Annotated in this window: 23 protein-coding genes and 1 tRNA gene; 13 read left to right on the top strand and 11 right to left on the bottom strand. The window is 67.5% G+C overall.

Translation table 11 applies throughout. From position 1 onward, the window contains the following. Nucleotides 1–14 precede the first annotated feature (14 nt). The 4 genes from CH42_RS12650 to CH42_RS12635 form a co-directional block, all read right to left on the bottom strand. Entirely contained in the window at nucleotides 15–1,553 is a 1,539-nt protein-coding gene (locus tag CH42_RS12650) for a hypothetical protein (RefSeq protein WP_156322550.1), read from the bottom strand. Further along, nucleotides 1,543–2,340 carry a TIGR03943 family putative permease subunit gene (locus tag CH42_RS12645; protein WP_053353471.1) on the bottom strand — a complete coding sequence of 266 codons (798 nt, stop codon included), beginning with the start codon at nucleotides 2,338–2,340 and terminating at the stop codon, nucleotides 1,543–1,545. The genes CH42_RS12650 and CH42_RS12645 overlap by 11 nt, the downstream gene beginning before the upstream one ends. Then, entirely contained in the window at nucleotides 2,330–3,334 is a 1,005-nt protein-coding gene (locus CH42_RS12640; protein WP_053353470.1) for a permease, read from the bottom strand. Before CH42_RS12640 ends, CH42_RS12645 begins: the two co-directional genes overlap by 11 nt. Before the next feature lie 83 nt (nucleotides 3,335–3,417). Then, nucleotides 3,418–3,822, bottom strand: a complete 405-nt coding sequence (locus CH42_RS12635) for a Fur family transcriptional regulator (RefSeq protein WP_053353469.1) — start codon at nucleotides 3,820–3,822, stop codon at nucleotides 3,418–3,420. A 176-nt stretch (nucleotides 3,823–3,998) separates the two neighbouring features. Here CH42_RS12635 and CH42_RS12630 point away from each other — a divergent pair, with 176 nt between their 5' ends. From CH42_RS12630 to gap, 5 genes are all read left to right on the top strand, one after another. Continuing rightward, the gene (locus tag CH42_RS12630) at nucleotides 3,999–4,487 is read left to right on the top strand and encodes a type III secretion system chaperone family protein (protein ID WP_053353468.1); all 489 of its coding nucleotides are present in this window, start codon (nucleotides 3,999–4,001) and stop codon (nucleotides 4,485–4,487) included. A 9-nt stretch (nucleotides 4,488–4,496) separates the two neighbouring features. Then, nucleotides 4,497–6,398 (top strand): HSP90 family protein, encoded by a 1,902-nt coding sequence (locus CH42_RS12625; RefSeq protein ID WP_075205362.1) that lies wholly within the window; start codon nucleotides 4,497–4,499, stop codon nucleotides 6,396–6,398. Beyond that, on the top strand, nucleotides 6,395–8,401 hold the full coding sequence (locus CH42_RS12620) for a hypothetical protein (protein WP_156322549.1): 2,007 nt from the start codon (nucleotides 6,395–6,397) through the stop codon (nucleotides 8,399–8,401). The genes CH42_RS12625 and CH42_RS12620 overlap by 4 nt, the downstream gene beginning before the upstream one ends. A gap of 52 nt (nucleotides 8,402–8,453) precedes the next feature. After that, the gene (locus tag CH42_RS12615) at nucleotides 8,454–9,395 is read left to right on the top strand and encodes a GlxA family transcriptional regulator (protein ID WP_053353466.1); all 942 of its coding nucleotides are present in this window, start codon (nucleotides 8,454–8,456) and stop codon (nucleotides 9,393–9,395) included. Between the two features lie 159 nt (nucleotides 9,396–9,554). Next, a complete protein-coding gene (gene gap / locus CH42_RS12610; RefSeq protein WP_053353465.1) occupies nucleotides 9,555–10,556 on the top strand; it encodes a type I glyceraldehyde-3-phosphate dehydrogenase in 1,002 nt (333 codons plus the stop codon). 138 nt (nucleotides 10,557–10,694) lie between these two features. Here the strand turns inward: gap and CH42_RS12605 are convergent, their stop codons facing one another. The 5 genes from CH42_RS12605 to CH42_RS12585 all read right to left on the bottom strand — a co-directional run bounded on the left by CH42_RS12605 (nucleotide 10,695) and on the right by CH42_RS12585 (nucleotide 13,687). Next, the gene (locus tag CH42_RS12605; protein ID WP_053353464.1) at nucleotides 10,695–11,105 is read right to left on the bottom strand and encodes a DUF3054 domain-containing protein; all 411 of its coding nucleotides are present in this window, start codon (nucleotides 11,103–11,105) and stop codon (nucleotides 10,695–10,697) included. Beyond that, nucleotides 11,102–11,911 carry an inositol monophosphatase family protein gene (locus tag CH42_RS12600; RefSeq protein WP_053353463.1) on the bottom strand — a complete coding sequence of 270 codons (810 nt, stop codon included), beginning with the start codon at nucleotides 11,909–11,911 and terminating at the stop codon, nucleotides 11,102–11,104. Before CH42_RS12600 ends, CH42_RS12605 begins: the two co-directional genes overlap by 4 nt. Before the next feature lie 71 nt (nucleotides 11,912–11,982). After that, nucleotides 11,983–12,055, bottom strand: a tRNA-Lys gene (locus CH42_RS12595). Nucleotides 12,056–12,142: 87 nt separating this feature from the next. Then, entirely contained in the window at nucleotides 12,143–13,384 is a 1,242-nt protein-coding gene (nhaA, locus tag CH42_RS12590; protein WP_053353462.1) for a Na+/H+ antiporter NhaA, read from the bottom strand. A 93-nt stretch (nucleotides 13,385–13,477) separates the two neighbouring features. Then, entirely contained in the window at nucleotides 13,478–13,687 is a 210-nt protein-coding gene (locus tag CH42_RS12585) for a hypothetical protein (protein WP_053353461.1), read from the bottom strand. A 163-nt stretch (nucleotides 13,688–13,850) separates the two neighbouring features. Here CH42_RS12585 and CH42_RS12580 point away from each other — a divergent pair, with 163 nt between their 5' ends. The 5 genes from CH42_RS12580 (at nucleotide 13,851) to ilvC (ending at nucleotide 19,415) form a co-directional block, all read left to right on the top strand. Next, a complete protein-coding gene (locus CH42_RS12580; protein ID WP_053353460.1) occupies nucleotides 13,851–14,087 on the top strand; it encodes a hypothetical protein in 237 nt (78 codons plus the stop codon). A 148-nt stretch (nucleotides 14,088–14,235) separates the two neighbouring features. After that, nucleotides 14,236–15,930, top strand: coding sequence for a dihydroxy-acid dehydratase (ilvD, locus tag CH42_RS12575; RefSeq protein WP_053353459.1), 1,695 nt, complete (start codon nucleotides 14,236–14,238; stop codon nucleotides 15,928–15,930). Between the two features lie 92 nt (nucleotides 15,931–16,022). Next, nucleotides 16,023–17,819: an acetolactate synthase large subunit gene (locus CH42_RS12570; protein WP_053353458.1), complete on the top strand. Its 1,797-nt coding sequence runs from the start codon at nucleotides 16,023–16,025 to the stop codon at nucleotides 17,817–17,819. A 2-nt stretch (nucleotides 17,820–17,821) separates the two neighbouring features. After that, nucleotides 17,822–18,331 (top strand): acetolactate synthase small subunit, encoded by a 510-nt coding sequence (gene ilvN, locus CH42_RS12565; RefSeq protein WP_053353457.1) that lies wholly within the window; start codon nucleotides 17,822–17,824, stop codon nucleotides 18,329–18,331. Nucleotides 18,332–18,398: 67 nt separating this feature from the next. After that, entirely contained in the window at nucleotides 18,399–19,415 is a 1,017-nt protein-coding gene (gene ilvC / locus CH42_RS12560; RefSeq protein WP_370726595.1) for a ketol-acid reductoisomerase, read from the top strand. Between the two features lie 94 nt (nucleotides 19,416–19,509). Here ilvC and hrpB read toward each other — a convergent pair whose 3' ends face one another. Both hrpB and CH42_RS12550 read right to left on the bottom strand, forming a co-directional pair. Continuing rightward, on the bottom strand, nucleotides 19,510–22,173 hold the full coding sequence (gene hrpB / locus CH42_RS12555; protein WP_053353455.1) for an ATP-dependent helicase HrpB: 2,664 nt from the start codon (nucleotides 22,171–22,173) through the stop codon (nucleotides 19,510–19,512). Nucleotides 22,174–22,218: 45 nt separating this feature from the next. After that, complete coding sequence (locus CH42_RS12550; protein WP_053353454.1) at nucleotides 22,219–23,124, bottom strand: hypothetical protein; 906 nt, start codon at nucleotides 23,122–23,124, stop codon at nucleotides 22,219–22,221. Nucleotides 23,125–23,218: 94 nt separating this feature from the next. Here CH42_RS12550 and CH42_RS12545 point away from each other — a divergent pair, with 94 nt between their 5' ends. From CH42_RS12545 to serA, 3 genes are all read left to right on the top strand, one after another. Next, nucleotides 23,219–23,809, top strand: a complete 591-nt coding sequence (locus CH42_RS12545) for a hypothetical protein (protein ID WP_053353453.1) — start codon at nucleotides 23,219–23,221, stop codon at nucleotides 23,807–23,809. 3 nt (nucleotides 23,810–23,812) lie between these two features. Further along, the gene (locus tag CH42_RS12540) at nucleotides 23,813–24,133 is read left to right on the top strand and encodes a hypothetical protein (RefSeq protein ID WP_053353452.1); all 321 of its coding nucleotides are present in this window, start codon (nucleotides 23,813–23,815) and stop codon (nucleotides 24,131–24,133) included. Between the two features lie 88 nt (nucleotides 24,134–24,221). Continuing rightward, entirely contained in the window at nucleotides 24,222–25,814 is a 1,593-nt protein-coding gene (serA, locus tag CH42_RS12535) for a phosphoglycerate dehydrogenase (protein ID WP_053353451.1), read from the top strand. Nucleotides 25,815–25,824: the final 10 nt, after the last annotated feature.

Raw genomic sequence — 25,824 nt, 5'->3', positions numbered from 1 at the left:
TCGGGCCTCCGGGCTCAGCGGCACCAGTCGCTGAGCCCGCCAATCACCGAGCGCACGGTCTCGCCGGTCGTGAGGCGCACGTAGTTCGTCGTCGTATGCGAGTACCCGCCCGTGACCGGCACCCCATCGGGCTCTCCCTCGCGCGACACCGCCTCAACCGCGGCGAATTCGCCGTTCGGGGAGACGCAGACCCGCCCCACGCCCGTATCTCCGGCGGAGGGAGTGTATACGGGGGTGCCGTCGATCGGTTCGGGGTCTCCGGCGGCGGCGGTGTCAGAGGGGGCGCCGTCGTTCGTCAGGCGAAGCAACTGCCCGCCCGACGCGAGGCTGCCATTGCCGAGCTGCGACCCCGCCGATCGTGGATCGACCCGCATCGCGTCTGTCGCAAGGTCGACGCTCTGGCTACCCACGGGTGCGGCGGACGAGGCACCGGTGCGCACGAGCGCGCTGCGTGTGTCGAGCGGAAGCTTGGCGTTCGGATCGCCCGTACCGTGATCGAGCGGGGTTGCCGGCGGTGCGCCCGCGAACGTTCCGGTCACAATGCTCGAGAGATCCAGGAGTACGTCGCCCGTCGCCGTCGCGACCGCGAGGTTCGTGCTCCCGGGTGCGAAGCCGAGCAGGTCACCGGTGATGCCCAGATCGAAGCTGCGCGGCGTCGGAGCCGCCTCCCAGCCATGGAGTCGGCCATCGGGGGTCTGGAAGACGAGCGAGGTGGTGCCGGGAATGAAACGCCAATCGCGAACCGGCAGTGCGACGCCGGCATCGTCGGTCACCGTCGACACAATGATGGCTTGTGGATCGATGACGAGGAGGGTGCGGTCGTAGTGCGTGCCGTCTTCGCCGACGCCGGATCCGACCACACCGAGAACCCCGCCATCGGGTTCGCTGCGCAACTGACCGAGGTCCGCGAGCCCCATGATGCGGAACGGTTGGTCGCTCGCGCCGCCTCCAGGGTTTGCCTGCGGTCCGTGGACGGCGAGTTCTGCGCTTCCGGTGTCATCGCGGGTGATGACCGCGAGTCCGGTGGTGACCTGCGCATACTCCTGGATGTGTGGCGCGGTGAATGCGGTGCGCGTGGCCGCAGCATCGTGCACGCGGTGCTCGAGCAGGCGATCCTCGGTGTCTCCGCGTACCAGCGTGTACGTCAGCGGATCCGGGGTGCGAAATGCCGCCTCGACGGTGCCTGAGCTGCCCGTCGCCATTCCTGTGACGGACGCCGAGATGCGGTACTCCGTGTCGGTCTGGAGCATACCGGCGAATCGCAGCGTGACGGTACCGCCGTTCGTTGAGACCCCGAACGGGGCTGCGGGCGTCACGGTCACGGCAGCAGCCTCCATCTCGGTGACCGGTTGACTGAGGTGCAGCTGTACCCGCTGTGCGGTGCGCGACACCAGCAATTCGGTGTTGGCATCGGTCGACTGCAGTCGCGGTGCTTGGAGGAGGTTGGCGATCGCGAGACCCGACGCGAGCAGCACCAGGATCGCGAACACCGCGATCACGGTAACGCGAGCACGCCGGCGCGCACCGGCTTCGAGGGCCCGTTCAGTAGACATACGGATCATCCGGCTCTGCGATCGCGGTCACCGAGTAGGGGCGCAGCACGACCGGCTGGTCGCTCGTCACATCGGGGTTCGGCACGAACGCACCCTCGACCTCGACCCACGACCCGGCCGGGTGATCCTGCGACCACCCGGGTGCGAGCACCGGTACGCCGAGCGGCTGGGCGTCGACGGCGCAACACGACACGACAAAGCGTGAGGCGTAGAACAGGTCAGATTGCGCATCGGGGCCGGCGAGCACGAACCCGGTGAATCGTGCGGTACGCCCCTCGGCCTCGGCGCCGCCGTTCTGACGCAACAGCATGGCCCAGTCGCGAGGATCCCGGTCTTCATCGGCGGCGTTCATATCGGCGATGCCGCCACCTCCGCCTGCGTTGACCTCCCGCTGCTGCGCGGTCGCCGCCGAAAGCGTGGTGGGTGGCGCGATGAGCAGCGCGGCGGCGGTACCGCTGACCAACAGTGCGGCACCGGCGATGTGTAGGAGGCGGCGTGCGGTGCGGCGAGGCGCCGGGGCTGCGGGATCGCCGTGCGCGTGCGGCTCATCGTGCATTGGCCCGTGCTCGTGCTCGTGCTCGTGCTGATCTCGTGCCCGCCGCACCACGGGCACGGCGGCGATGAGGGCAATCGCGGCGATGGCGCTCAGCGACACGGTGAACCACAGGTAGCGGGGGTGCACGTACCAACTCAATCGCCCAGTGGCGGCGAGCCAGACCACGGCGGCGATCCCGATGCCGCTGAGCAGCAGGCCGCGCCAGTACTTCGAGAAGCGATCAGGCGACAAGGTTGAGCCCCCATCCGATGACGAGGCAGCAGAGGGCGACCAGCGCGGTCACGAGAACCAGCGTGCGCGCCGTGAACGTGGTGCGCAGCAGGGCCAGCATCTTGACGTCCATCATTGCTCCGAAGAGGAGAAATGCGACGATGCTGCCGGGCAAGAACGTGGCGCTCAGCGAGAGAATGAAAAACGCATCGACGCTCGAGCAGATCGCGATGACGAAAGCCAGAAGCATGAGCGCGAGCACCGACCAGAGCGGGTGCGCGCCGAGCGTCACGAGGAGGTCGCGCGGAGCCCCGACCTGAATCGCGCCGGCGATCGCCGAGCCGATGATGAGCGCAGGCATGAGGGCGCTGGTCTCTTCTGCGATACCGAGGAGACTGCGCTGCCAGCGGCTGCCGCTCTGGTGCTCGTCGGCGTGCTCGCAGTGCGCCCTGAACTCGCGAGTCAGTGCGGAAGCGGGATTCGATGAGCGGCTGAGAAGCCACCCCGCGAGGTTCGCAATGACGAACCCGCCGATGATGCGGGCGGCGAGAATGCCGTCGCTCCAGCCGAAGGCCTGATAGGTCGTGATGATCGTGACCGGGTTGAGCACGGGGGCGGCGAGGAGAAAGGTGACGGCTTCCGGTACCGAGAATCCGCGCAGCATGAGCCCGCGGGCCAGGGGCACGTTGCCGCACTCGCACACCGGGAGCAGGATGCCGGTCACCGAGAGGACGGCTCGCCGCAGCGCTGGCCTGCGGGGGAGGATGCGGTCAATGAGGCGCTGCGGAACCCACACCTGCACCGCGGTCGAGAGCAGGATGCCGAGGAACACGAACGGCAGCGACTCGATGAAGACGCTGAGCGCGAGTGTCACGAAGTCGGCGACCGCGGTGGGCAGCGCGAGGGCGGCCCCGGCTCGATCGGTCAGCGCACGGACGCCAATCGCTGCGAGCAGCGCGGCGGCTGCAATGGCGATGGGAACGGCGTTTCGCGGACGCGTGGCGGTCAGGTGCACGCCGCCTCCATACTTTCCGAGCGCAGCGGTATGGTCCTGCCGCGAGTCACGGGAGATCGATAATCGTTCTCAGTATAAGTCGGTTATGAGCGACCCGCGGCACGGCACTCCGCACAGATGCCGAAGACCTCAAGCGTGTGCGAGTGGATCTCGAAATCGTGCGTGCGCGCCACCGAGGTGAACCACGCTTCATCAGGAGGCTCGATCTCGATCGTCGTGCCGCAGCTCGTGCACACCATGTGGTGGTGATGCGTCTGCGGATCGTCGCACGCCCGGTACAACTGCCCGTCGGGAGTCGAAATCGCGTCGGCCTCCTGGTTGTCGACCAGCGTGTTCAGCTGTCGGTACACCGTAGCAATACCGATCTTCATGCCGTCATCGGCGAGGCGACGATGGAGCTCCTGGGCTGAGATGAATCCGGCCATGGATTCGAGCGCCGTGCGCACCGCAGTTCCCTGCGTTGTGCGCCGGGTGCGAATGGTCGTCACGGTGAAACTCCCGGGGGTCGATGGTCGCCTCCGATGCTAGCAGCGGCGTGTCGAGCGCGGGGGACGCCGCCAGCGAACGAAGACGGCGTGCGGAAATGGTTGGAGTCCGCCTTCGCCCCTTTCGAGCGTCGGTCGCGATCGATAATCTGGACAAACGACCGAAAGGACATTCGCGCATGGGCTTCTTCACCAAAGACACGGCAGCCGCCGGCGGCGCAGCAGGCGCCCTGGCCCCGCTTTCGAAAGACCGCATCAAGGCTGCCTTGGAGGCCGCCGGCTGGTCATACAGTGTCGACGGCGACGGCGATATCGGGGGCGGGTGGGAGTACGGCTCGTTCTTCTTCTTCGTGAACGGCAACCAGGATGAACTGCTGTGCGTGCGCGGGTACTGGCGCGGCCGACTCGAGGAGACCGACTACCTGCGGGCACTGGAACTTGCGAACGAGTGGAACGCGGAAAAGCTCTGGCCCAAGACCTATATCGGCCGTGACGACGAGGGCGCTGTGCGCGTCAACACCGAGCACAACGTTGACTACGAGCCCGGGCTGACCGATGAGCAGCTTGCGCAGCACCTGCTCTGCACCGTCAATACCAGCATGGCGTTCTTCGAACGCGTCAACGAGGTCTTCCCCGAAGCCTGGGCGACGTTCAAACCCGAAGGCTGATCGCCAACCGTGGATCAGCGATTTCAAGTTGACCTCGCCGGAATGGTTGACCTCCTCTCCCGGCATCTCTACTCGGGGCCGCAGGTGTACCTGCGCGAACTCATCCAGAACGCCGTCGACGCGGTGACGGCTCGCCGTGAGCAGGATGCCGGCGCGCCCGCGACGATCCGGCTTCGCACCTCTGTCGATGCCGACGGACACGCCCACCTTGAGATCGCCGACACCGGAATCGGGCTGACGGCCGAAGAAGCCGCCGAACTGCTCGCAACGATCGGGCGATCGTCGAAGCGCGATCCGGTGCTCGGCCTGGGCCGAGACGCGTTTATCGGCCAGTTCGGCATCGGCATGCTTGCGGCCTTCATGGTGGCAGACCGCATCGTCGTGCACTCGCGCTCTGCGAGAGGAACGGAGTCGATGCGCTGGGAAGGGCGAGCTGACGGCACATTCACAGTCGCCGTCGAGCCCGCGGGGGCGGACATCGAAGAGACCGGTCCCGGATTCACCGAGACCGGATCGACCGTGCGCCTCACGGCCCGAGCCGATGCTGCGCACTGGTTGGCGAACGACACGGTGGTCGGGCTCGCAACCGAGTTCGCCTCCCTGCTGCCATTCGACGTCGCCGTCGAAGTGCCAGTGACGGCGACCGAGCGCGCCTGGCGCAGAATCACTCAGGCTGAGCTTCCCTGGCGGGTGGCGCACGAGACGACGACGGCCCGCTCGCGAGCGCTCGCCGAGTACTGCGAGCGGGTGTTCGGCTTCACGCCACTCGGGCACATCGACCTCGACGTGCCGCTCGCCGGCACGACCGGGGTCGCATTCATCCTGCCCCAAGCCGTGTCGCCCGGTACCGGACAGCACCGCGTCTACATGAAACGCATGCTGCTCGGGCCCCGTGTCGACCGGGTGCTGCCCGAATGGGCATTCTTCGTACGCGCGGTGATCGACTCGGATGCACTCTCACCGACCGCCTCCCGCGAGCACCTCCACGACGACGAGATCCTGCTCGGCGTGCGCGAATCGCTCGGCGCGCAGCTGAAGCAGTGGGCGACGCGCACCCTGCGGCAGCCCGGTGACGTGATGAACCGGTTCATCGAGACCCACCACCTCGCGCTGCGCGCGCTCGCGGTCACCGACCCCGACATGCTCGCGCTCGTCGCTGAGGTACTGCCATTCGAGACGAGCGATGGGCCGATGACACTCGCTGGCGCCGCGTCGCACGGAGAAATCGTCTACACGGCGACGCCCGAGGCCTATCGCCGCGTGGCCGCGGTCGCACGCGCTCAAGAACTCGTCGTGGTCAACGCCGGCTACGTGTACGACGCCGACATCATGGAGCGGCTGGGGCGCCTCGACGGCTGGGCGGTCCGCGAACTCGACAGCGCCGACCTGGTGCAGGTACTCGGCGTGCCCGCCATCGAACGCGAGCTCGCCGTGGCCGATGCGGTCGCTCGCGCTCGCGAACTGCTCGAGGGCGACGACTGCGATGTGCTCGTGCGCACGTTCGCACCCGACACCGTTCCGGCAATCCTGCTGCGTGATTCCGACGGCGAGCACCGGCGAGCACTCGATCGTGAGCGTCGAGCGACACCCGACCTGTGGGGTGGGTTGCTCGACGCCTTCGCCGAGACGAACGCGGGGACGCGGCGCACCCGCACGCTCGTACTGAATGACGCGTCACCCGTCGCGCGCCGACTCTTGGCAGCGCCCGGCGGTGCGGTGTTCGCAGCCGGGCTGCGCTCCTTGTATCTCTCGGCGGTCATGCTCGCCGGTGACGGGCTGCGCGCGAGTGAATCGGCATCGCTGTCGGACGCGCTCGGCGTACTGCTCGACGCGTCGCTCGCAGACGCATCCGAGCGTGACGCAGGGCTGCCGCACCCGTCCGACCCCCGCAGACCGGAGGACCCCCGATGATGATCGACCAGCAACTCCTCGATCTGCGAGATCTCCCGTACGGCGTCGCGCGTACCGCCGCGACCGAAGCCATCGCCCGCCGCGTTGAAACCGAGGGACCGCTCGAGCACCTGGCAATGGCGTTACTCGAACTCGTCGAGGCGTACACCTTCACCGACGAGGGTGTGAAGTCGTTCGTGGTCTTCGCCCAGCTGCTGCGGCTCTGGGACGAGTCGCCCGAACTCTTCGACGCAGCCGACGAGCGCAACCTCTTCTGGGAGTTCAAATGGATCGCGGCCGATGTGCCCGAATACCCCCAGATCTCGCACGCCCAAGCGGCCGCCTTTCTCGACGACATGCAACGGCGATTCGAGCTCGCGGGGCACGGGCTGTCATCGGTGCGCATGAGCCGATTCCGGTGGGCCTGGCACGTCGGCGATCCCGAAGCCGAGGCGGCCCGCATCGACTGGGTCACCGGCATGCGCGACGAGTTCGAAGATTGCGTGGCCTGCACGATCGGCCAACAGGTCGATTTCTTCACCGAGACCGGCCGCCCCGCAGAAGCCGTGGCACTCGGGCTCACGCAGGAGTTCGACTGCAATCTTGAGCCGGCCCGTACCCGGTACGCCGTCGCACTCGCAGCACTGGAAATCGGCGATGCCGAGCTCGCCGCACGCTCGGCCGGCGACGCGCTCGCCGCAGACGACGGAGGGGCGACCGACTTCGGGCCGGCACGGGGCAAGCTCTTCGCCACACTCGCGCGGGGCGGGGACTTCGACCGCGCACTCCGAGTGCTGCGCAACGAGCACGTCGCGCTGCTGCGGGGCGGCTCAAGCCCGCTCTTCCGCTTGAGATTTCTGCTCGGGGTGCTCGCCGGGCTTTCGGCTCGGCTCGATCAGGGAGCTATGGAGACCGGTCTGCGTGACCCGGAATGGCGCACAGTCGCAGATCTGCATACCTGGGTGCACCGGGAGAGTACCGCGCTTGCCGACCTCTTGGATCCGCGCAATGGCAATCGCTACTACGCCGATGCGATCGCTGCAGCGCTCGCGACACAGCCCAGCGCGTTGCACTTGCCGACGAGCGGGCAGCCCGTCGAGGTCGCTGCGGAGCCTGCCGGGCTGGCCGGCAACGGTCCGACTGGCGAACGGTCGGCGGAGGCGGACGTCACGGCCACCGCGAGGTCGGGAGTGCGCGTCGACACCAATGCGGCCTGGATGTCAGGCGAAGCCGCATTCGCCACTGCGGAACACGCCGCCGGTCAGCGCGACCACGCCGCCGCCGCTCGAGCCTACGGGCGAGCGGCAGAGCTGTTTGAAACGGAGGGGTGGCTGGAGCGCGCCGGGTTCGCGCACGCGGAAGCCGCGCAGTGCGCTGCCCTGTCGGGCGCCGACCCCGACGCCCACCGCCGATTCGCCGCAGCGATCCCGCGTCTGCGAACGGGAGGAGCCGACCCGGAGGCGATCGTCGCGGTGCTCGCGGCCTGGGCCCCCGTGGCGTCACGCATGTCTGACCCCGAGATGCATCTGCGTGAGGTGGCGGCTGAACTCGATCGCATGATCGCGTTTGACGCCGGAGATGCTGCGGAGGCGCTGGCCGAGCGGCAGCGCGACGCGTGGAGTGCGCGGCGTGCGACGCTCAGAGACACGCTCGCCCGCTCGATCGCGGCTGCGCCGCCGGAGGTTGCCGCGGGCGCGCGAATCTCGCCAGAGACGACCGAAGCCGATCGTGACCTCTCCGTCGGGCGGGCGATCGTGGAAGCGCTGCTCGCGGGTGAGGAGTTCGCGGCACTCGGACGTCTCGCCGACGCAGCGCATGCGTTCTGGCTCGCCGGCCGCCTGCAACGCGATCAAGGCGACACCGCCGATGCGATCTGGTCGCTCGAGTCCGCATTCGAGGGCTTCACGCTGGCGCGGCAGAGGCCCGATCGCGCCCGTGTCGCCGGAGAGCTCATCGACTTGCTGCGGGCCTCGGGTCAAGAGACCCGCGCCGAGGCGATCGTCGAGACCCTGGCGAACGGCTGACGCGAGGTCGACCTCGCGATGCGTTGGCGACCGCAGCGGTAGGCTGGTGGCTATGAAACGGGTCGCCGTGGTGGTGCTCGAGGGCGCCAAGCCGATGGATGTCGGGATACCCGCGCAGGTGTTCACCCACCGCGCGAGTATGCCCTACACCGTCGACGTCTGCGGGGTGCACCCGGGGCTGATCGCCGGCGGCGACGGGCTCTCGTACCACGTCGATCATGGTCTGGAAGCGCTGGAGACTGCCGACCTCATCTTCGTTCCCGGATATCGATTCCCGGATCGCGATGCGCCTCCCGCCGCGCTCACCGCCGCACTCGGGGCGGCGCACGAACGCGGGGCGATCCTCGCCGCCATCTCGACTGGGGCATTCGCGCTCGCGGCGACGGGCCTGCTCGACGGACGCCGCGCGACCACGCACTGGCACTACGCGCGCCGACTCGCCGAGCAGTTTCCGGAAGTGCGCGTCGATGAGCGGGTGCTGTTCGTCGATGAAGGGTCGGTGCTCACCTCCGCAGGGGCCGCGTCGGGCATCGATCTCTGTCTGCATCTGCTGCGCCGGGATGCCGGTATGGCGGTCGCGAACCATGCGGCACGACGTCTCGTCGCTGCGCCTTACCGCAGTGGCGGCCAAGCGCAGTACCTGCCGCACAGTGTTCCCGAGTCGCACGGCGAACGCTTCACACAAACCCGCGAGTGGGCGCTCAGGCACTTGGGGTACCCGCTCACCATTTCACGGCTCGCTGCGCACGCGCGGGTGTCGGAGCGCACGTTCTCACGACGCTTCCTCGATGAAACGGGATACACCCCGATGCAGTGGATCATGCGGGCGCGCGTGGACCGGGCCCGCGAGTTGCTCGAAGAGACCGACCTCGGGGTCGACGAGATCTCGGCCAGCGTCGGGTTGGGGTCGGCGACGAACCTGCGCCGCCATTTTCGCCAGGTGCTCGGAACCGCGCCGACTGCGTATCGGCGTACCTTCTCGCAAAGCTCCTGAGGTGTGACCCGGGCGATTTCCGGGGTGTTTCCACCGCATGTCAGATCATGGCAGTTTCTGTTCGAATGATGGCATTGCGGCCACTGGCGTGGATGCTGTCGAGCGGCCACTCTGGAGATGGTTCATCATGCACGTCATTGTGAAGGAGATCGTGAAGCCATGACCCGTCGGGTAGCAATCAACGGATTCGGACGCATCGGGCGCGGGGTACTGCGCGCACTGCTGCAGCAGGGGAGCGACCTGGAGGTCGTCGCCATCAACGATCTGACCGATGCGCCCACGCTGGCGCACCTGCTGGCACGCGACACCCTGTACGGCAAGCTTGAGCAGCCCGTTTCGGTTGACGGCAGCACGCTCGTCGTTGGCGATCGCCGCATCGAGATCCTCGCCGAGCGCGACCCCGCCAAGCTGCCCTGGGGTGAGCTCGGTGTCGACGTCGTACTCGAATCCACCGGCTTCTTCACCTCCAAAGAAGGCGCGAACAAGCACATCGAAGCGGGCGCGAAGCGCGTGCTCGTCAGCGCCCCCGCGAAGGGTGCCGACCTGACCATCGTGGTCGGCGTGAACGACGACCTGTACGATCCCGAGCAGCACCGCATCGTGTCGAACGCGTCGTGCACCACAAACGCTCTCGCGCCCCTCGCCAAGGTGCTCGACGACCTCGCCGGAATCGAGTGGGGCACCATGATGACGGTGCACGCCTACACGCAGGATCAGCGTCTGCAAGACGCCCCCCACTCAGATCTGCGCCGTGCACGCGCCGCTGCGCTGAACATCGTGCCGACGTCGACCGGCGCGGCGACCGCGATCGGCCTCGTGCTGCCCCAGCTCGACGGCAAGCTCGTCGGCGGCTCGCTCCGCGTGCCGGTTCCGGTCGGTTCCATCGTCGAGCTCACTGCGGTGGTATCGCGCGAGGTCTCTCGTGACGAGGTGCTCGCGGCCTACCGCGCCGCTGCAGACGGCCCGCTCGCCGGAGTGCTCGAGTACTCGGAAGAGCCGCTCGTCTCCTCTGACATCGTTGCGAACCCGCACTCCTCGATCTTCGACTCGGAGCTCACCTACGCCGACGGCAAGCACGTCAAGGTGACCGCCTGGTACGACAACGAATGGGGCTTCTCGAACCGCGCCGCTCAGGTGCTCGGAACGCTCGCCGCGTCGTAATCGACGGCACAGAACAGCCCCGCCCCGGATACGTCCGGGGCGGGGCTGTTCTGCATGCGCTCGCCCGCAGCCTCTGGGCGATTGCGCACGCGCGCGGTGCGATAGGGTGGCGCGGTTAGGCGGGGTTGGACGGCCCAGTTAGGCGGCACGGCGTCGCAGGCGAAGCACCAGGGCCGCAATTGCGCGCCAGCCGAGGACGAAGACCGCGAGTGTGATCGTCGCGACAATGATGAACGCCGGGGCGATACTTGCACCGGTCGCGGCGCGGAGCAGCATGCCGATCACGACCGTGCCGATCCATACCGGTAGCCCGGCTCGCAGCACGGAGAGGGGGTGCCGTGCGACGCGCAGCGCCAACCACGTGATCGCGAGGCCGACGAGAAACGGCCAGGCGGTGCTGAACAGGCCGATCAGTGACGCCTCGCGCTCGTGACTGCTGCGACCGATGCCGGCGAACAGCAGCACGAACGCGATGTCAGCGCACAGCGCAAGCGTCACGGTTCGAGCGAGGGAGCACTGTGCGTCGGCCCGGTGCGCCGTCGAGCTCATCGCGACTCCTGTTTCGACGTCGTGGCGACGTGCTCGAGCACCGCATCGTGCAGGGCCCCGTTGGTCGCGAGCGCGCTGCCATTCCAGGCGCTCGACGCGCCGTCGATGTCAGTGAAGCGGCCTCCGGCCTCTCGCACGATGGGCACCAGCGCGGCGAGGTCGTAGGGCTTCACATCGAACTCGGCAACGATGTCGACGAGGCCCTCTGCGAGCAGCATGTACGACCACATGTCGCCGTAGGCGCGGTCGCGCCAGACCGCGCGGGTGAGCGAGATCAAGGGATCCAGATACCCTGCAAGATCCCATTGCTCGATGCTCTGGAAACTGAGGGAGGCGTGTTCGAGGTCGGATACGCCCGAGACGCGCAACGGGCGCGGCGCCTCGCCTTGACGCTGCCCCCAGGCGCCGGAGCCGGTCTCGGCCCACCAGCGTGCGCCGAAGCCCGGCGCTGACACGACGCCGACGGTGGGTTGACCAGCCACCTCAAGCGCAATCAGCGTCGCCCAGTTGGGAACACCGCGGAGAAAATTCGACGTTCCATCGATCGGGTCGATGATCCACCGCCGTTCACCGCCGTCGACGACGCCCGACTCTTCGCCCAAGAAGCCGTCTGCGGGGCGCTCCGTCTGAATGCGTGCGCGCAGTGCCGCTTCGACAGCCGTGTCGGCGTCGGTCACGAACGTGCGGTCGGGTTTCGTATCGATCGTGAGGTCTGCTGCCTGAAATCGGGGCAGCGCGATGCTGTCGGCGAGGTCGGCGAGTGCGAGTGCGAACTCGAGATCGGCTGAGGGGGCGTGAGTGGTCATGGCGCCTGCCTTCCGGGACCGGTGGCGGATATGCGAAAAGCCCGGTAGTAACTACCAGGCTTTTCGATCTGTGCGCCCTCACGGGCTCGAACCGTGGACCCGCTGATTAAGAGTCAGCTGCTCTACCAACTGAGCTAAAGGCGCATTTTCGCTGATTCAGAACGTGATTCCCGCGCTGAGCAACGGATGAAACTCTAGCACGGGGTTCACGAACCGTTCAAATCGGTGTCGTCATCCCGCGCGCGTCGCGCGTCGCGGGCGGTACAGCAGCGCGGTCGCGAATGCGACGGCGACCAGCGAACCCACCATGACGGCGAGTCTCGCGGTATCTGCGTCGCTCGGGTCGGGCAGGCTCAACTCGGTCACGAGCAGCGAGACGGTGAATCCGACACCGGCCAGAGCGGCGACGCCGATCAGCTCCCGCCACCGAACGGCGGCGTCGAGCTCGGCGCGGGTGAAGCGCGTGACGAGCCAGGTCGTGGCGGCGATGCCGACCGGCTTGCCGACCACGAGACCGAGCATCACGCCGATGGCGATCGGGTCTGCGGGGAAGCGCGAAGCGCCACCGAGTGCAACGCCGGCGGCGAAGAACGCGAACACCGGCACGGCGAACCCGGTCGACAGCGGACGAATGCGGTGCTCGAGCGATTCGGCCAGGGCGGCACCACGACGGCCTCGCACGGGGATGAGGAAGGCGAGGAGTACGCCGGCGATGGTGGCATGGATGCCCGAGGCGAGCACCAACGCCCACACGATCACGCCGACGGGCAGGAGCGCCACCCAGGGCAACCAGGGCAGTCGCACCAGCTGGGGTGCGAATCGGTGCGCGATCCAGCCGAATACCGCGAGGGGGAGGAGGGCAATGAGGAGCGGCAGGAAGCTGAGTTGCTGCGTGTACACAATGGCGATGATGAGGATCGCGATGAGGTCGTCGACGACCGCCAGCGTCAGCAGGAAGAGGCGCAGAGCCGGAGGGACTCCCGGGGTGATGACCCCGAGTACCGCGACGGCGAAGGCGATATCGGTGGCGGTCGGGATCGCCCACCCGTGCAGGCCGCCGCTCTGGGCATTGACCGCGGCGTACACGAGAGCGGGCACGACCACGCCTCCGACTGCCGCCGCGACTGGAACGATGGCCGTCGAGACGCGGCGCAATTCTCCGGCGACGAACTCGCGCTTGAGTTCGAGACCGACGATGAAGAAGAAGATCGCGAGGAGCCCGTCAGAGGCCCAGTGGCCGATGCTGAGATCGATGCCGATCGCCGGAATGCCGATATGGGCATCTCGCAGTGCACGATAGGCATCACCTGCGGGGGAGTTGGCCGCAAGGAAGCCGAGCGCCGCGGCGATGACCACGATCGCACCACCGATCGACTCGGTGCGCAGAAGCCTGCCGAGTCGGGATGCCTCTCGTCGGCTCAGCGCGGCAAGAACGGTGCGGCGGCGTGCGGGAGGCGATGCGGGTGAGGTCACGGTTGGCCTTTCCGAGTGGAGACGACTGTATCAATCGTCGACCAGGCTTCCCGACTCACCACCGCCCATTCTACTGGGCGAGGCCGCGCGACGTCACTCCGTGTCGGAGTCGTGCGCGAATTCGTCGTCACGCTCCTGCATGGCGACGCTGGCGACGGCGAGTGCGAGCCCGGCGATCCAGACCCCCCAGACGAGAAAACGGCGCCAGTCCTTGCGCATGGACTGCGTGCGGCGTGCCGTGCTGACGGCGCCGAACGCGGCTCCGAGTACTCCGGGGTTGGTGACGTACTTGCCGATCGACACGGTGACTCCCTCGAATTCGGTACTGCGACATCTTCAGCCTATCGTTCGGGTCACGGGCGACGAGGGGGTTGCGGTAGCCTGGGGGCACGAGATTCCGCGCGCGCGGAACCCCACCCGAGCGACCGCGATGCGGGCGCCGAGCCACGATAAAGGAGAAGCCAGCATGGCGAAGGAGAACGGCGCACTGTTCGAGGAGAGCTCGCAGGGTGCGGTGAGTGCAGTCACCGGCATCATCTTCATTCTCTCGATCGTGCTGGCCTTCGGCGGGTTCATCGTGATGAGCTACGGCGTGAACCCGGAACTGGGCGCGGCTGAGATCTGGACGTTCGTGGCCGGTCTCGCAGCGACTATCCTCGGTTTCGCGCTGCCGTTCACACTGCTGCCCGCCACCGGCAAGTAGTCGACGCGTACGAACGGGGCCGAGGGAGCAATCGCTCCCTCCGGCCCCGTTCGTCATTTTCTGCGGTGCGCGGGTCGGTTGACGTGGGTGCGCGCCGGCGTCGTGACCCCGCGCCTGTGCGGCATGCGGGTGCCTCTAGAATGGCGGCATGGCAGAGATTGACATGAAGCCGCGCAGTCGCGACGTCACCGATGGAATCGAGAAGGCTGCGGCGCGAGGCATGCTCCGTGCGGTCGGCATGGGAGACGAAGACTGGGACAAGCCCCAGATCGGTATCGCCAGCTCGTGGAACGAGATCACTCCCTGCAACCTGAGTCTCGATCGCTTGGCGCAGGGCGCCAAGGAGGGCGTGCACTCGGGTGGCGGGTATCCGCTGCAGTTCGGCACCATTTCGGTGTCTGATGGCATTTCGATGGGCCACGAGGGCATGCACTTCTCGCTGGTCTCGCGTGAAGTCATCGCCGATTCCGTGGAGACCGTCATGATGGCGGAGCGCCTCGACGGTTCGGTGCTGCTCGCGGGGTGCGACAAGTCGCTGCCCGGCATGCTGATGGCCGCTGCGCGTCTCGATCTGGCCTCGGTGTTCCTGTACGCCGGTTCCATCGCCCCCGGTTGGGTGAAGCTCACCGATGGCACGGAGAAGAAAGTCACGATCATCGACGCCTTCGAGGCCGTCGGCGCCTGCAAGGCGGGCACGATGAGCGAGGAAGACCTCAAGCGCATCGAGTGCGCGATCGCTCCGGGTGAGGGCGCCTGCGGTGGCATGTACACCGCGAACACCATGGCCTCGATCGCCGAGGCGCTCGGCATGAGCCTGCCGGGTTCGGCCGCTCCGCCCAGCGCTGACCGCCGCCGCGACTACTTCGCGCACCGCTCCGGCGAAGCTGTGGTGAACATGCTGCGTCTCGGGATCACCGCGCGCGACATCCTCACGAAGAAAGCGTTCGAGAACGCGATCACGCTGCTCATGGCCTACGGCGGGTCGACGAATGCCGTGCTGCACCTGCTCGCGATCGCCCGCGAGGCTGAGGTTGATCTCACCCTCGAGGACTTCAACCGCATCGGAGCGAAGACGCCCCACCTTGCCGACATGAAGCCGTTCGGCAAATTCGTGATGGCGGATATCGATCGCCAGGGCGGCGTGCCCGTCGTGCTGAAGGCGCTGCTCGATGCTGGGTTGCTGCACGGCGACGCACTCACGGTCACGGGCAAGACCATGGCCGAGAATCTCGCCGAGCTGAACCCCGACCCCATCGACGGCACGGTGATCCATCACCTCGACGATCCGATTCACGCGACGGGCGGCCTCTCGATCCTGCACGGTTCGCTGGCTCCCGAGGGGGCGGTCGTCAAGACCGCGGGCTTCGACGCCGAGCTCTTCGAAGGCCCGGCGCGGGTGTTCGACCGTGAGCGCGCCGCCATGGACGCGCTGACCGAGGGACGCATCGGCAAGGGCGACATCGTCGTGATCCGCTACGAGGGTCCGAAGGGCGGGCCGGGCATGCGCGAGATGCTCGCGATCACCGCGGCCATCAAGGGTGCGGGCCTCGGCAAAGATGTACTACTATTGACGGACGGACGATTCTCAGGCGGCACAACCGGCCTGTGCATCGGCCATATTGCACCTGAGGCAACGGACGGCGGTCCGATTGCCCTGGTTCGCGACGGAGACCTGATTCGGGTCGATATCGCCGCACGAACGCTCGATCTGCTGGTAGACCCCTCCGAGCTTGAGGCCCGCCGAGAAAACTGGGCCCCGCTTCCTCCGCGGTACACGCGCGGTGTGCTGGCGAAGTACGCCAAGCTCGTCAAGTCGGCGTCTCACGGCGCCGTCACCGGCTGATCTGAGTCAGTCGATGTGCGCGCGATTCGCTCACGTCGGCCGGCTGCACCAGCCGCGTACCGCGACATCACCTCCGATCACGAAAGCTGGACATGACCTCGGAATCGAGTGCACTCCCATCACCCTCCGCCGCGCAACGCGGCGAGCGGATGACCGGCGCACAGGCCGTCGTTCGCAGTCTCGAAGCCCTCGGAATATCCGATGTCTTCGGGCTGCCGGGCGGTGCCGTGCTGCCGCTGTACGACGCGCTGATGAGCGCGGAAAAGCTGAACCACATCCTCGTCCGTCACGAGCAGGGGGCGGGTCACGCTGCTGAAGGTTTCGCGAGCGCGAGCAACACCGTCGGTGTGTGCATCGCGACTTCGGGACCTGGCGCAACGAACCTGGTCACCGCGATCGCCGACGCCTACATGGATTCGGTGCCGCTCCTCGCGATCACCGGCCAGGTCTTCTCGCACCTCATGGGCACCGACGCATTCCAGGAAGCCGACATCGTCGGCATCACGATGCCGATCACGAAGCACTCGTTCCTGGTGAAGCGCCCCGAAGACGTTCCGGAAGCGATCGCCGCTGCGTACCACCTCGCATCCACGGGCCGCCCTGGCCCGGTGCTGGTCGACATCACGAAGGACGCGCAGGAGGGGGAGCTCGACTTCGTCTGGGATCCGCGCGTCGACCTCGCCGGGTACCGCCCGATCACGAAGGCGAACAGCAAGCAGATCCAGGCCGCAGCCGACCTCATCGCCGACGCGAAGCGCCCCGTGTTCTACGTGGGCGGCGGTGTCGTGCGCGCCGGAGCGGCCGAGGAGCTCAAGCAGCTCGTCGAGCTCGTGGGAGCGCCGGTCGTGACCACGCTCATGGCGCGCGGTGTCTTCCCGGACTCGCACCCGCAGCACCTCGGCATGCCCGGGATGCACGGAACGGTGCCCGCAGTGCTGGCGCTCCAGGAAGCCGACCTGCTGATCACGCTCGGCGCGCGATTCGACGATCGTGTCACGGGCCGCGCTGCACTGTTCGCCCCTGAAGCGAAGGTGATCCACGCCGACATCGATCCCGCCGAGATCGGCAAGATCCGCGCGGCCGATGTGCCGATCGTGGGCGACGCGGCAGAGGTGATCGCCGACCTGATTGCCGCGATGACGACGGCGCAGGTGAGCCGCGAGTGCGCGAACATCAGTACCTGGTGGGAGCGTCTGCGCGGGCTGCAGCAGCAGTTCCCGCTCGGGTACCAGGAGACGAGCGACGGTCTCCTGTCGCCGCAGCACGTGATCCAGCGCATCGGTGAGCTCACCGGACCCGAGGGCATCTATGCCGCGGGCGTCGGTCAGCACCAGATGTGGGCCGCGCAGTTCATCAAGTACGAGCGCCCCGGCGCGTGGCTGAACTCCGGTGGCGCGGGAACCATGGGGTACTCCGTACCCGCCGCGATGGGGGCCAAGGTCGCCGAGCCCGACCGGGTGGTCTGGGCGATCGACGGTGACGGCTGCTTCCAGATGACCAATCAGGAGCTCGCGACGTGCGTCGTGAACAACATTCCGATCAAGGTCGCGGTCATCAACAACTCGTCGCTCGGCATGGTGCGACAGTGGCAGACGCTCATCTACGACGGCCGCTACTCCAATACCGAGCTCAACACGGGCCACGGTTCGCAGCGCGTGCCCGACTTCGTGAAGTTGGGCGAAGCCTACGGCTGCCTGGCGATCCGCGTCGAGCGCGAAGACCAGGTCGATGAGGCGATCCAGCTCGCTCTCGCGACCAACGATCGGCCGGTGCTCATCGACTTCGTCGTGAGCGCGGATGCCATGGTGTGGCCGATGGTGCGCCAGGGCACGTCGAACAGCGACATTCAGTACGCGTTGGAGCACAGCCCCGAGTGGGAGGGAGAGTAACCATGAGCCGTCACGTTCTCAGCCTCCTCGTCGAGGACAAGCCGGGTCTGCTGACCCGGGTGGCCGGGCTGTTCGCCCGACGCGGATTCAACATCGAGTCGCTGGCCGTCGGCCCGACCGAGATGCGCGGCCTGTCACGCATCACGGTCGTCGTCGACCAAGACGACATCCTGCTCGAGCAGGTCACTAAGCAGCTCAACAAGCTCGTCAACGTGATCAAGATTGTTGAACTCGAAGCCGGCACATCGGTGCAGCGCGAGCACGTGCTCATCAAGGTGCGGGCCGACAACCAGTCGCGTTCGCACGTGCTCGAAGCCGTCAACCTGTTCCGCGCTCGCGTCGTCGACGTCGTGCCCGACGCGCTGACGATCGAGGTGACCGGAGACCGGGGCAAGATCGAGGCCTTCCTGAAGGTGCTCGAACCCTACGGCATCAAGGAGATCGCCCAGTCGGGGCTCATCGCCATGGGCCGTGGCGCGAAATCGATCACCGAACGCGTCTTCAAGAACTAGCGGAACCCCGTTCCGCTGCAGTACCCGTAACGAATCACCAAACGAAGGAGAGTCCCAAGTGGCTGAGATGTACTACGACGCCGACGCAGATCTGTCGATCATCCAGGGCAAGAAGGTCGCCGTTGTCGGCTACGGTTCGCAGGGCCACGCCCACGCGAAGAACCTGCGCGACTCCGGTGTCGAGGTCGTCATCGCGCTCAAGGAGGGCTCGAAGTCCACCGCCAAGGCCGAAGAAGCCGGCTTCGAGGTCAAGAACGTGGCCGACGCCGCGGCATGGGCCGACCTCATCATGATCCTCGCACCGGATCAGCACCAGCGCAGCATCTTCAACGAGTCGATCAAGGATCAGCTGACCGAGGGCAAGACCATCGCCTTCGCCCACGGCTTCAACATCCGCTTCGGCTACATCGAGGCACCGGCGGGCGTCGACGTCATCCTCGTCGCTCCGAAGGCCCCGGGTCACACCGTGCGCCGCGAGTTCGAGGCCGGCCGCGGCATCCCCGACATCATCGCCGTTGAGTCGGATGCGTCGGGCACCGCGTGGGAGACGGCGAAGTCGTACGCGAAGGCGATCGGCGGCACCCGTGCCGGCGTCATCAAGACCACCTTCACCGAGGAGACCGAGACCGATCTCTTCGGCGAGCAGTCGGTGCTCTGCGGTGGCACCAGCCACCTCGTGCAGTACGGCTTCGAGGTGCTGACCGAAGCCGGTTACCAGCCCGAGATCGCCTACTTCGAGGTGCTGCACGAGCTGAAGCTCATCGTCGACCTCATGTGGGAGGGCGGCATCGCCAAGCAGCGCTGGTCGATCTCTGACACCGCCGAGTTCGGCGACTACGTGTCGGGCCCCCGCGTCATCGGCCCCGAGGTTAAGGAGCGCATGCAGGAGGTGCTCGCAGACATCCAGTCGGGAGCCTTCGCCAAGCGCTTCATCGATGACCAGGACAACGGTGCCGTCGAGTTCGCCGAGCTGCGCAAGAAGGAGGAGTCGCACCCGATCGAGAAGACCGGTGCCGAGCTCCGCAAGCTCTTCGCATGGCAGGCGCAGGACGAGGACTACGTCGAGGGCTCTGCCGCTCGCTAATCCGCGTCACACGCAGTGAACGCCCGTCGGGAATCTCCCGGCGGGCGTTCCGCATTTTTGCAGTGGAGTCGCGGGCCGCGGCGGCCGAGGCCGGTTACCCGGAGGCGCGTTTCGTGCGCGCCGTCGCGGGCGCCGTCCACGGATCCTCGGGCCACGGGTGCTTCGGGTAGCGCCCGCGCATCTCCTTGCGCACCTGCTGGTACGGCCCGTTCCAAAACGACTCGAGGTCATCGGTGACGGCGAGCGGACGGCGTGCGGGGGAGAGCAGATGGAAGAGCACCGGCACCCGGCCATCGACGAGCCGCGGGGTCTGCGCGAGGCCGAAGAGCTCCTGCAGCTTGACGGCGACGACCGGACGATCTCCATCCCCGGCATTGTGGCCGGAAGCGGAAGCGGAAGCGGAAGCGGAAGCGGAAGCGGAAGCGGAAGCGGAAGCGGGGTAATCGATGCGTGCGGTGTTGCCCGACGGCACCTCGAGGCGTTCGGGCACGAGCGCGTCGAGACGCGCGGCGTCGGGCCAAGGCAGCAATCGTCGCAGTGCGGGGGCGAGGTCGAGCCGATCGAGCGCCGCCCGAGGGCTGAGTCGTTCGAGATCCGGGCCGAGCCAGTCGTCCAGGTCGATGAGCAGCGCTGCATCGTCGACCGCCGGCCATGGCGCTCCCAGTTCGCGGTGCAGCAGTGCGAGGCGATGACGCAGTGATGCGGCACCGTCGCTCCAGGTGAGCGCCCGCATCCCGGAGGTCCGCACCAGCGCGGTGATCGCCGGGCGCGTATCGGTGGGACGTGCTGCAACCGGTGTCTCGGCGAGCAGGATCGCACCCAGGCGCCGTTCTTCTCGCACCTGAACCCGACCCTCCGCAATGGTCGCGGTGCGCCGGTCGCTGCGCAGCCCCGCGCCGAGACGCAGTGCAGTCGGGTGGTCGAGGGGTGCGGCGAGGCGAATCACAGCTCCGGTTCCGTCAGCGGCCCGCCCGGCGGCGCGCTGCACGTCGTGCACCGCGATCCATTCGCTTCCGATGAGCGTGCTGCCCTCGGGAATCACCGCGCGGGTGCCGCTCGCGAACAGATACACGCGCGACGCAGGTGCGACGCGACGAGCGAGCCATTCGGGTCGCGCGAGTGCGAGCACAGCCCCGGGCGCGAGTGAATCGGGAGTCGCCGAGGCCAGCACGCCGTCGTCGCCCGGTGTACCCGCAGACTGCATTGCGATCTCGCGCAGACGCGCGGATTCACGGCGCCACCGGTCAGCGCCGACGGTCCGCCCGGCGCGCAGCTCCCGGAGCAACACTGTGAGATCGGCCCCTGCTTCACGGAAGTCGCCGGTGAACGCCGCCACGATCTCCGCAGCAGCTCGCGCGCCGCCGGCCTCGCTGCTGCCGGCGAGCAGCGCACGAGCGGCGCGCGCTCCGACCGGTAACTGCGCGACGGTGATCCCGGTCGCCGTGACTCTGCCGTCTGCATCGACGAGGTCAAGGGTGCGCAAGACCGTTTCGGCTTCACGCATGGCAGTGGGTGGAGGTGCGGTGGGCAACCGAAGCCCGTCGCCGCGCGGTGTGCCCCACGCGGCGAGCATCAGTGCGGCATCGGTGAGGTCGGCTGCGGCAATCTCGGGCGGTGCGTTCGCCGGCATGCGCGCGAAGTCTGACTCGGCATAGGCGCGGATGACCTGGCCCGGGCCGAGTCGGGCCGCGCGCCCTCCGCGCTGTTCAGCGCTGGCGCGCGAGGCGCTGACGGTGACGAGGCCGGTCATAGCGCGCGATTGGTCGCGGCGCACTTCGCGAGAGAGCCCGGCGTCGATGACGAGTCGCACCCCCGGTACGGTGAGCGAGCTCTCGGCGAGCGAGGTACTCACCACGATGCGCGCGGGCTCACTCCCCGTTCGGCCCCGCACGGCGCGGTCTTGGTCACGTGCCGGAAGCCGTCCGTGCAGGGGAAGCACGTCGATGTCGTGCGGCGTGCCCGGAGCATTGAGTCGCGCGCGCAGCAGCCGCACCGTCTCATCGACTTCCCGCACGCCGGGCACGAAGACGAGGGCGTCGTGCCCGGAGCGGCGCTGCGCGTCGACGGAGATGTCGGCGAGGTGGGCCAGAAATGCGCGTGAGACGCCACGGTCATCGAGTCGTGGCCCAGGTGCCGGGGCGTAGTCGATGCGAAGCGGATGCAGTGCGCTCGCGATGTCGACGACTGCGGCGGCAGATTTCTGCCCATCCGCTCCGCCGAGCAGTGCGGCGAACCGCTCCGCCTCGAGCGTGGCCGACATGGCGATCACGATGAGGTCGTCGCGGAGCGCACGTGCCTCGGCGATCATGCCGAGCAGCAGGTCGCCCTCGAGTGAACGCTCATGCACCTCATCGAGGATCACTGCACCGACGCCCGGCAGGTCAGGGTCGCGTAACAGGCGACGCAGCAGCACACCGGGAGTCAGCGCCTCGATGCGATCGTCGCGGCCGACCAGGCGCTGCCCGCGCACGGTGAAGCCGACCGCGTCGCCAACGGCGGTGCCGTCGAGCTCGGCGATGCGTGCGGCAGCCGCACGAACGGCGACGCGACGGGGCTGCGTGAGGAGCACGCGCGTTGCGGCGCCGCCGTGCTCGAGCAGCAGGTTCGCGACGAGCGGTGGCACGTACGTCGACTTGCCCGTGCCGGGAGGGGCCGTGACCACCGCCGCTCCTGAGAGCGTCGCCGCGCGTATCTCATCATGTGCGTCGGCGACGATGAGCCCGAATCCGATGGCCGGGAGGTCAAAGCGATGCGGCATGCGCTCCAGTCTAGGAGCGCATGCCGCATGGCCGTGCGGTGTGCGTTACTCCGCAGGCGTCTCGGTGGGCTCGTCTGTCGACGTATCGGTCGAGTCGTCGGCAGCGGGGGCCTCTTCGAGCACGGCGACATCGCCTGCCAGCGCTGACTCGACGGCGTCGACCTGCTCCTGCGTGTAGCCGCAGTAGTTCACGGCCTCGCGCTGCCAGTAGCTGACGAGCCGGTCCTTGCCGGCCTCGTGCGCAGCCGCGACCGTACCCTGGTAGATCTGACCGTCGTTCGATTCCTTGTTGACGTCGGGAACCGCATCGCAGACGTGGAAGACCGAGCCGCCCTTGACCCAGAATACCTCGTCTGCGCCGGTGAGCTGTTCGACGATGTTCGTCTCAGCGGCGTACTGCTCTTGCGACGGCGACTCGAACGACGCGCCGAAGAAGCCGGCGACGAGCAGCACGACGACGCCGATGCCACCGGCGAGCGCCTTTTGCTTGCCGTTGAGATTCTTGTTCGTGAAGATCAGGATGATCAGCGGCAGGAACGCGATGATCGCGATGATCGCGCCGAGCTGGTTCTGCACGAAGAAGCGAACGGCGTCACGCTTCGATGCGGGGTCGAGGCGGTTCGCCTGCTTCCACAGCAACGAACCGACCATCGAGAGCACACCGGTGACCACGATCGCGCCGATGAGCAGCAGCATGTTGACGGGAACCTGCTTGAGCACCCAGAAGATCGCGAAGATCTCGATGGCGATGGCGAGCACCCACAGCCCGGCTGCGATCCACCGGAACTTCGTCGCTTTCGCCTTGGACTCCGGTGTCGGAGTCCAGACCGGCTCGTCGGGTGCGCCGGCTTCGGAGGCTCGTGCACCGCCCGCGGGGGCAGTGCGCGATGCCGCCGGAGTCTTGGGCGACTCGACGCGGACGACCTTTTTCTTCTTCGGCGTTTCGGCCATGCTGTCCCCCCGGGAAGTCGAATACGGCTCCCAGCATATCCATAAGGTCCCCGCTCCCGGCAGTCTCAAAGACATCGAGAGTTACCCTGTAAGGATGAAGCAGAAGCCGGGCCGCGCGTCGCGGGAGTCGCGGTCACGGGATGCTCGAGAGAGCACGCTGGCCAGCGGGTGGACCGTTGAGGGGGAGCGGAGTACCGACGCACCCGACGTGACGGGCGACGACCACGCAGTGGTGACCAGTGATGGCGGATCGCCCGGCCCCGAGGTCGCTCCGCCAGACCCGGCGGCTGTCGACTCGACGGTGGGCCGCGACACAACGGAAGAGACGCTCGGCGATGCGCTCGACGACGTGGCAGACGCGGCCGAACCCCGAGCGCAGGTCTCGAACGGCGCTCTGGTCGTGCTGGGCGTGTTCGGTGGCCTCTATTTGCTGTACACCTGGGGATGGTTCATCGTGGCGCAGGCCTATTCCGCGGTGAATGCGGTCACCGCGGCTGGGAGCGGCGTTATCGGCGGCGTGCTGCAGCAGATCGTCTTCTGGGCGGCACCGATGGCGGCACCCCTCTGGTTCTTCACCGCACTCGCGCTCAGCCGCGGTGGCAAGACGAAGCGCCTGGCGATCCTGCTCGTCGTCGGCGCAGTGGTGCTGCTGCCGCTGCCCATGCTCATCGCGAGAGGGGCCTGATCCGTGCTTACACGCATTCTTTCGTGGATCGGCGGGCTGCTGCTCGCCCTTCTGTACCTCTACGCGGTCGTCACCGGAATCGGCAACTTCGTCGGCTTTGTGGGTCTGAGCGGTGCGCTCGACACCGACCTCAGCGCGCTGGGCCGCATCTGGTTGATCGTCGGCATCGCTTTCCCACTGATCGTGTTCGTGCTCGCGCTGCTCGCCGGGCGACACCGCAGTGCGGGCGTGCGCATTCTGCTGCTCGCTGCGGGTCTCGCGCTCGTCGCGGCGTGGCAGATCGACATCATGCACGTCATCCCCGAGTCGTCATATTTCGCGTAGCCGCGGGTCGTCACGAGTGCGCCGCTAGACTGGTGGCCTGCGTGCTCCGCACGCATCGTCCTCGTTATCAACCCGAAGGATCTGCTTGATGTCTGCGCCGGTCGTGCTGATCGCCGAACAACTCTCGCCCGCCACCATCGCCGCACTCGGCCCCGACTTCGAGGTGGTGCATGTTGACGGCACCGATCGCGACGCACTGCGGTCGGCGCTCGGTTCGGCTGATGCGGTGCTCGTCCGGTCTGCCACGCAGATCGATGCCGAGGCTCTCGGGTGGGCCCCGAAGCTCAAGGTGATCGCTCGCGCCGGAGTGGGTCTCGACAACGTCGACATCAAAGCGGCCACGCAGGCCGGCGTTATGGTCGTCAATGCACCGACCTCGAACATCATCAGCGCCGCCGAGCTCACCGTGGCGCACATCCTGGGCCTCGCGCGTCACTTGCCGCGCGCCCACGCGTCGCTGTCGGCGGGGGAGTGGAAGCGCTCCTCATTCACCGGCATTGAGCTCTACGAGAAGACGGTCGGCATCATCGGTCTTGGCCGCATCGGCGCACTGATCGCCGAGCGCCTGCGCGGCTTCGGCGTCGAGCTCATCGCCTTCGATCCGTACGTGACCGCGGCCCGTGCGCAGCAGCTCGGCGTGCAGCTCGTCACGCTCGACGAGCTCATCAACCGCGTCGACTTCCTCACCATCCACATGCCCCGCACGCCCGAAACGCTCGGCATGATCGGTGCGGAGCAGCTGCGCGCGATGAAGAACACCGCGTACGTCGTCAACGTCGCTCGCGGCGGACTCATCGACGAAGAGGCGCTCGCCGAGGCGCTCGCGAACGGCGAGATCGCCGGCGCCGCGCTCGACGTGTTCGTCAGCGAGCCCCCCGCCGACACCCGGCTCACCGGCCTGCCGAACGTCAACGTGACCCCGCACCTCGGTGCGTCGACCGATGAGGCGCAAGAGAAGGCCGGCGTCTCGGTCGCGAAGTCCGTGCGTCTCGCGCTCGCAGGCGACCTGGTGCCCGACGCGGTCAACGTGGCAGGCGGCGTCATTGACGAGTACGTGCGTCCGGGCCTCCCACTCACCGAGAAGCTCGGCCAGGTGTTCGCCGGTCTTGCCGACGGCGCGATCGCCTCGGTCGACATCGAGGTGCACGGCGAGCTCGCCGAGCACAAGGTGGAGGCGCTGCGCCTCGCCGCACTCAAGGGCATCTTCTCGAAGATCGTCAGCGACCCGGTGTCGTACGTCAACGCGCCGCTGCTCGCCGAGCAGCGCAACATCGAGGTGCGCTTCAGCGTCGATGCGGTGTCCGAGAGTTACCGCAACGTCATCACGTTGCGCGGCGCCCTCACCGACGGCACCGCGATCTCGGTCTCGGGTACGCTCACCGGCCCGAAGCAGGTCGAGAAGATCGTCGAGATCAACGGCTACGAGGTCGAGTTGCCCATTCCTGAGCACCTCATCGTCTTCAGCTACACCGATCGCCCCGGCATCGTCGCGACGTACGGCGGCGTGCTAGGTGAGGCGGGCGTCAACATCGCCGGTCTGCAGATCGCCCGCGACGAAAAGCAGGGCACCGCGCTGTCGGTGCTCTCTATCGACGCCCCGGTCGAAGAGGCGATCATCGTCGCCCTGCGTGGTGCGATCGGCGCCGAGAGCCTGCACACGATCGACATCGACGCGCTCTAACTCGTCGACG

It is taken from the genome of Leucobacter musarum subsp. musarum (assembly GCF_001273845.1).
GTDB lineage: Bacteria > Actinomycetota > Actinomycetes > Actinomycetales > Microbacteriaceae > Leucobacter > Leucobacter musarum.
The sequence above is the reverse complement of the archived record's forward strand: the minus strand, read 5'-3'. Positions and strand labels throughout refer to the sequence as shown.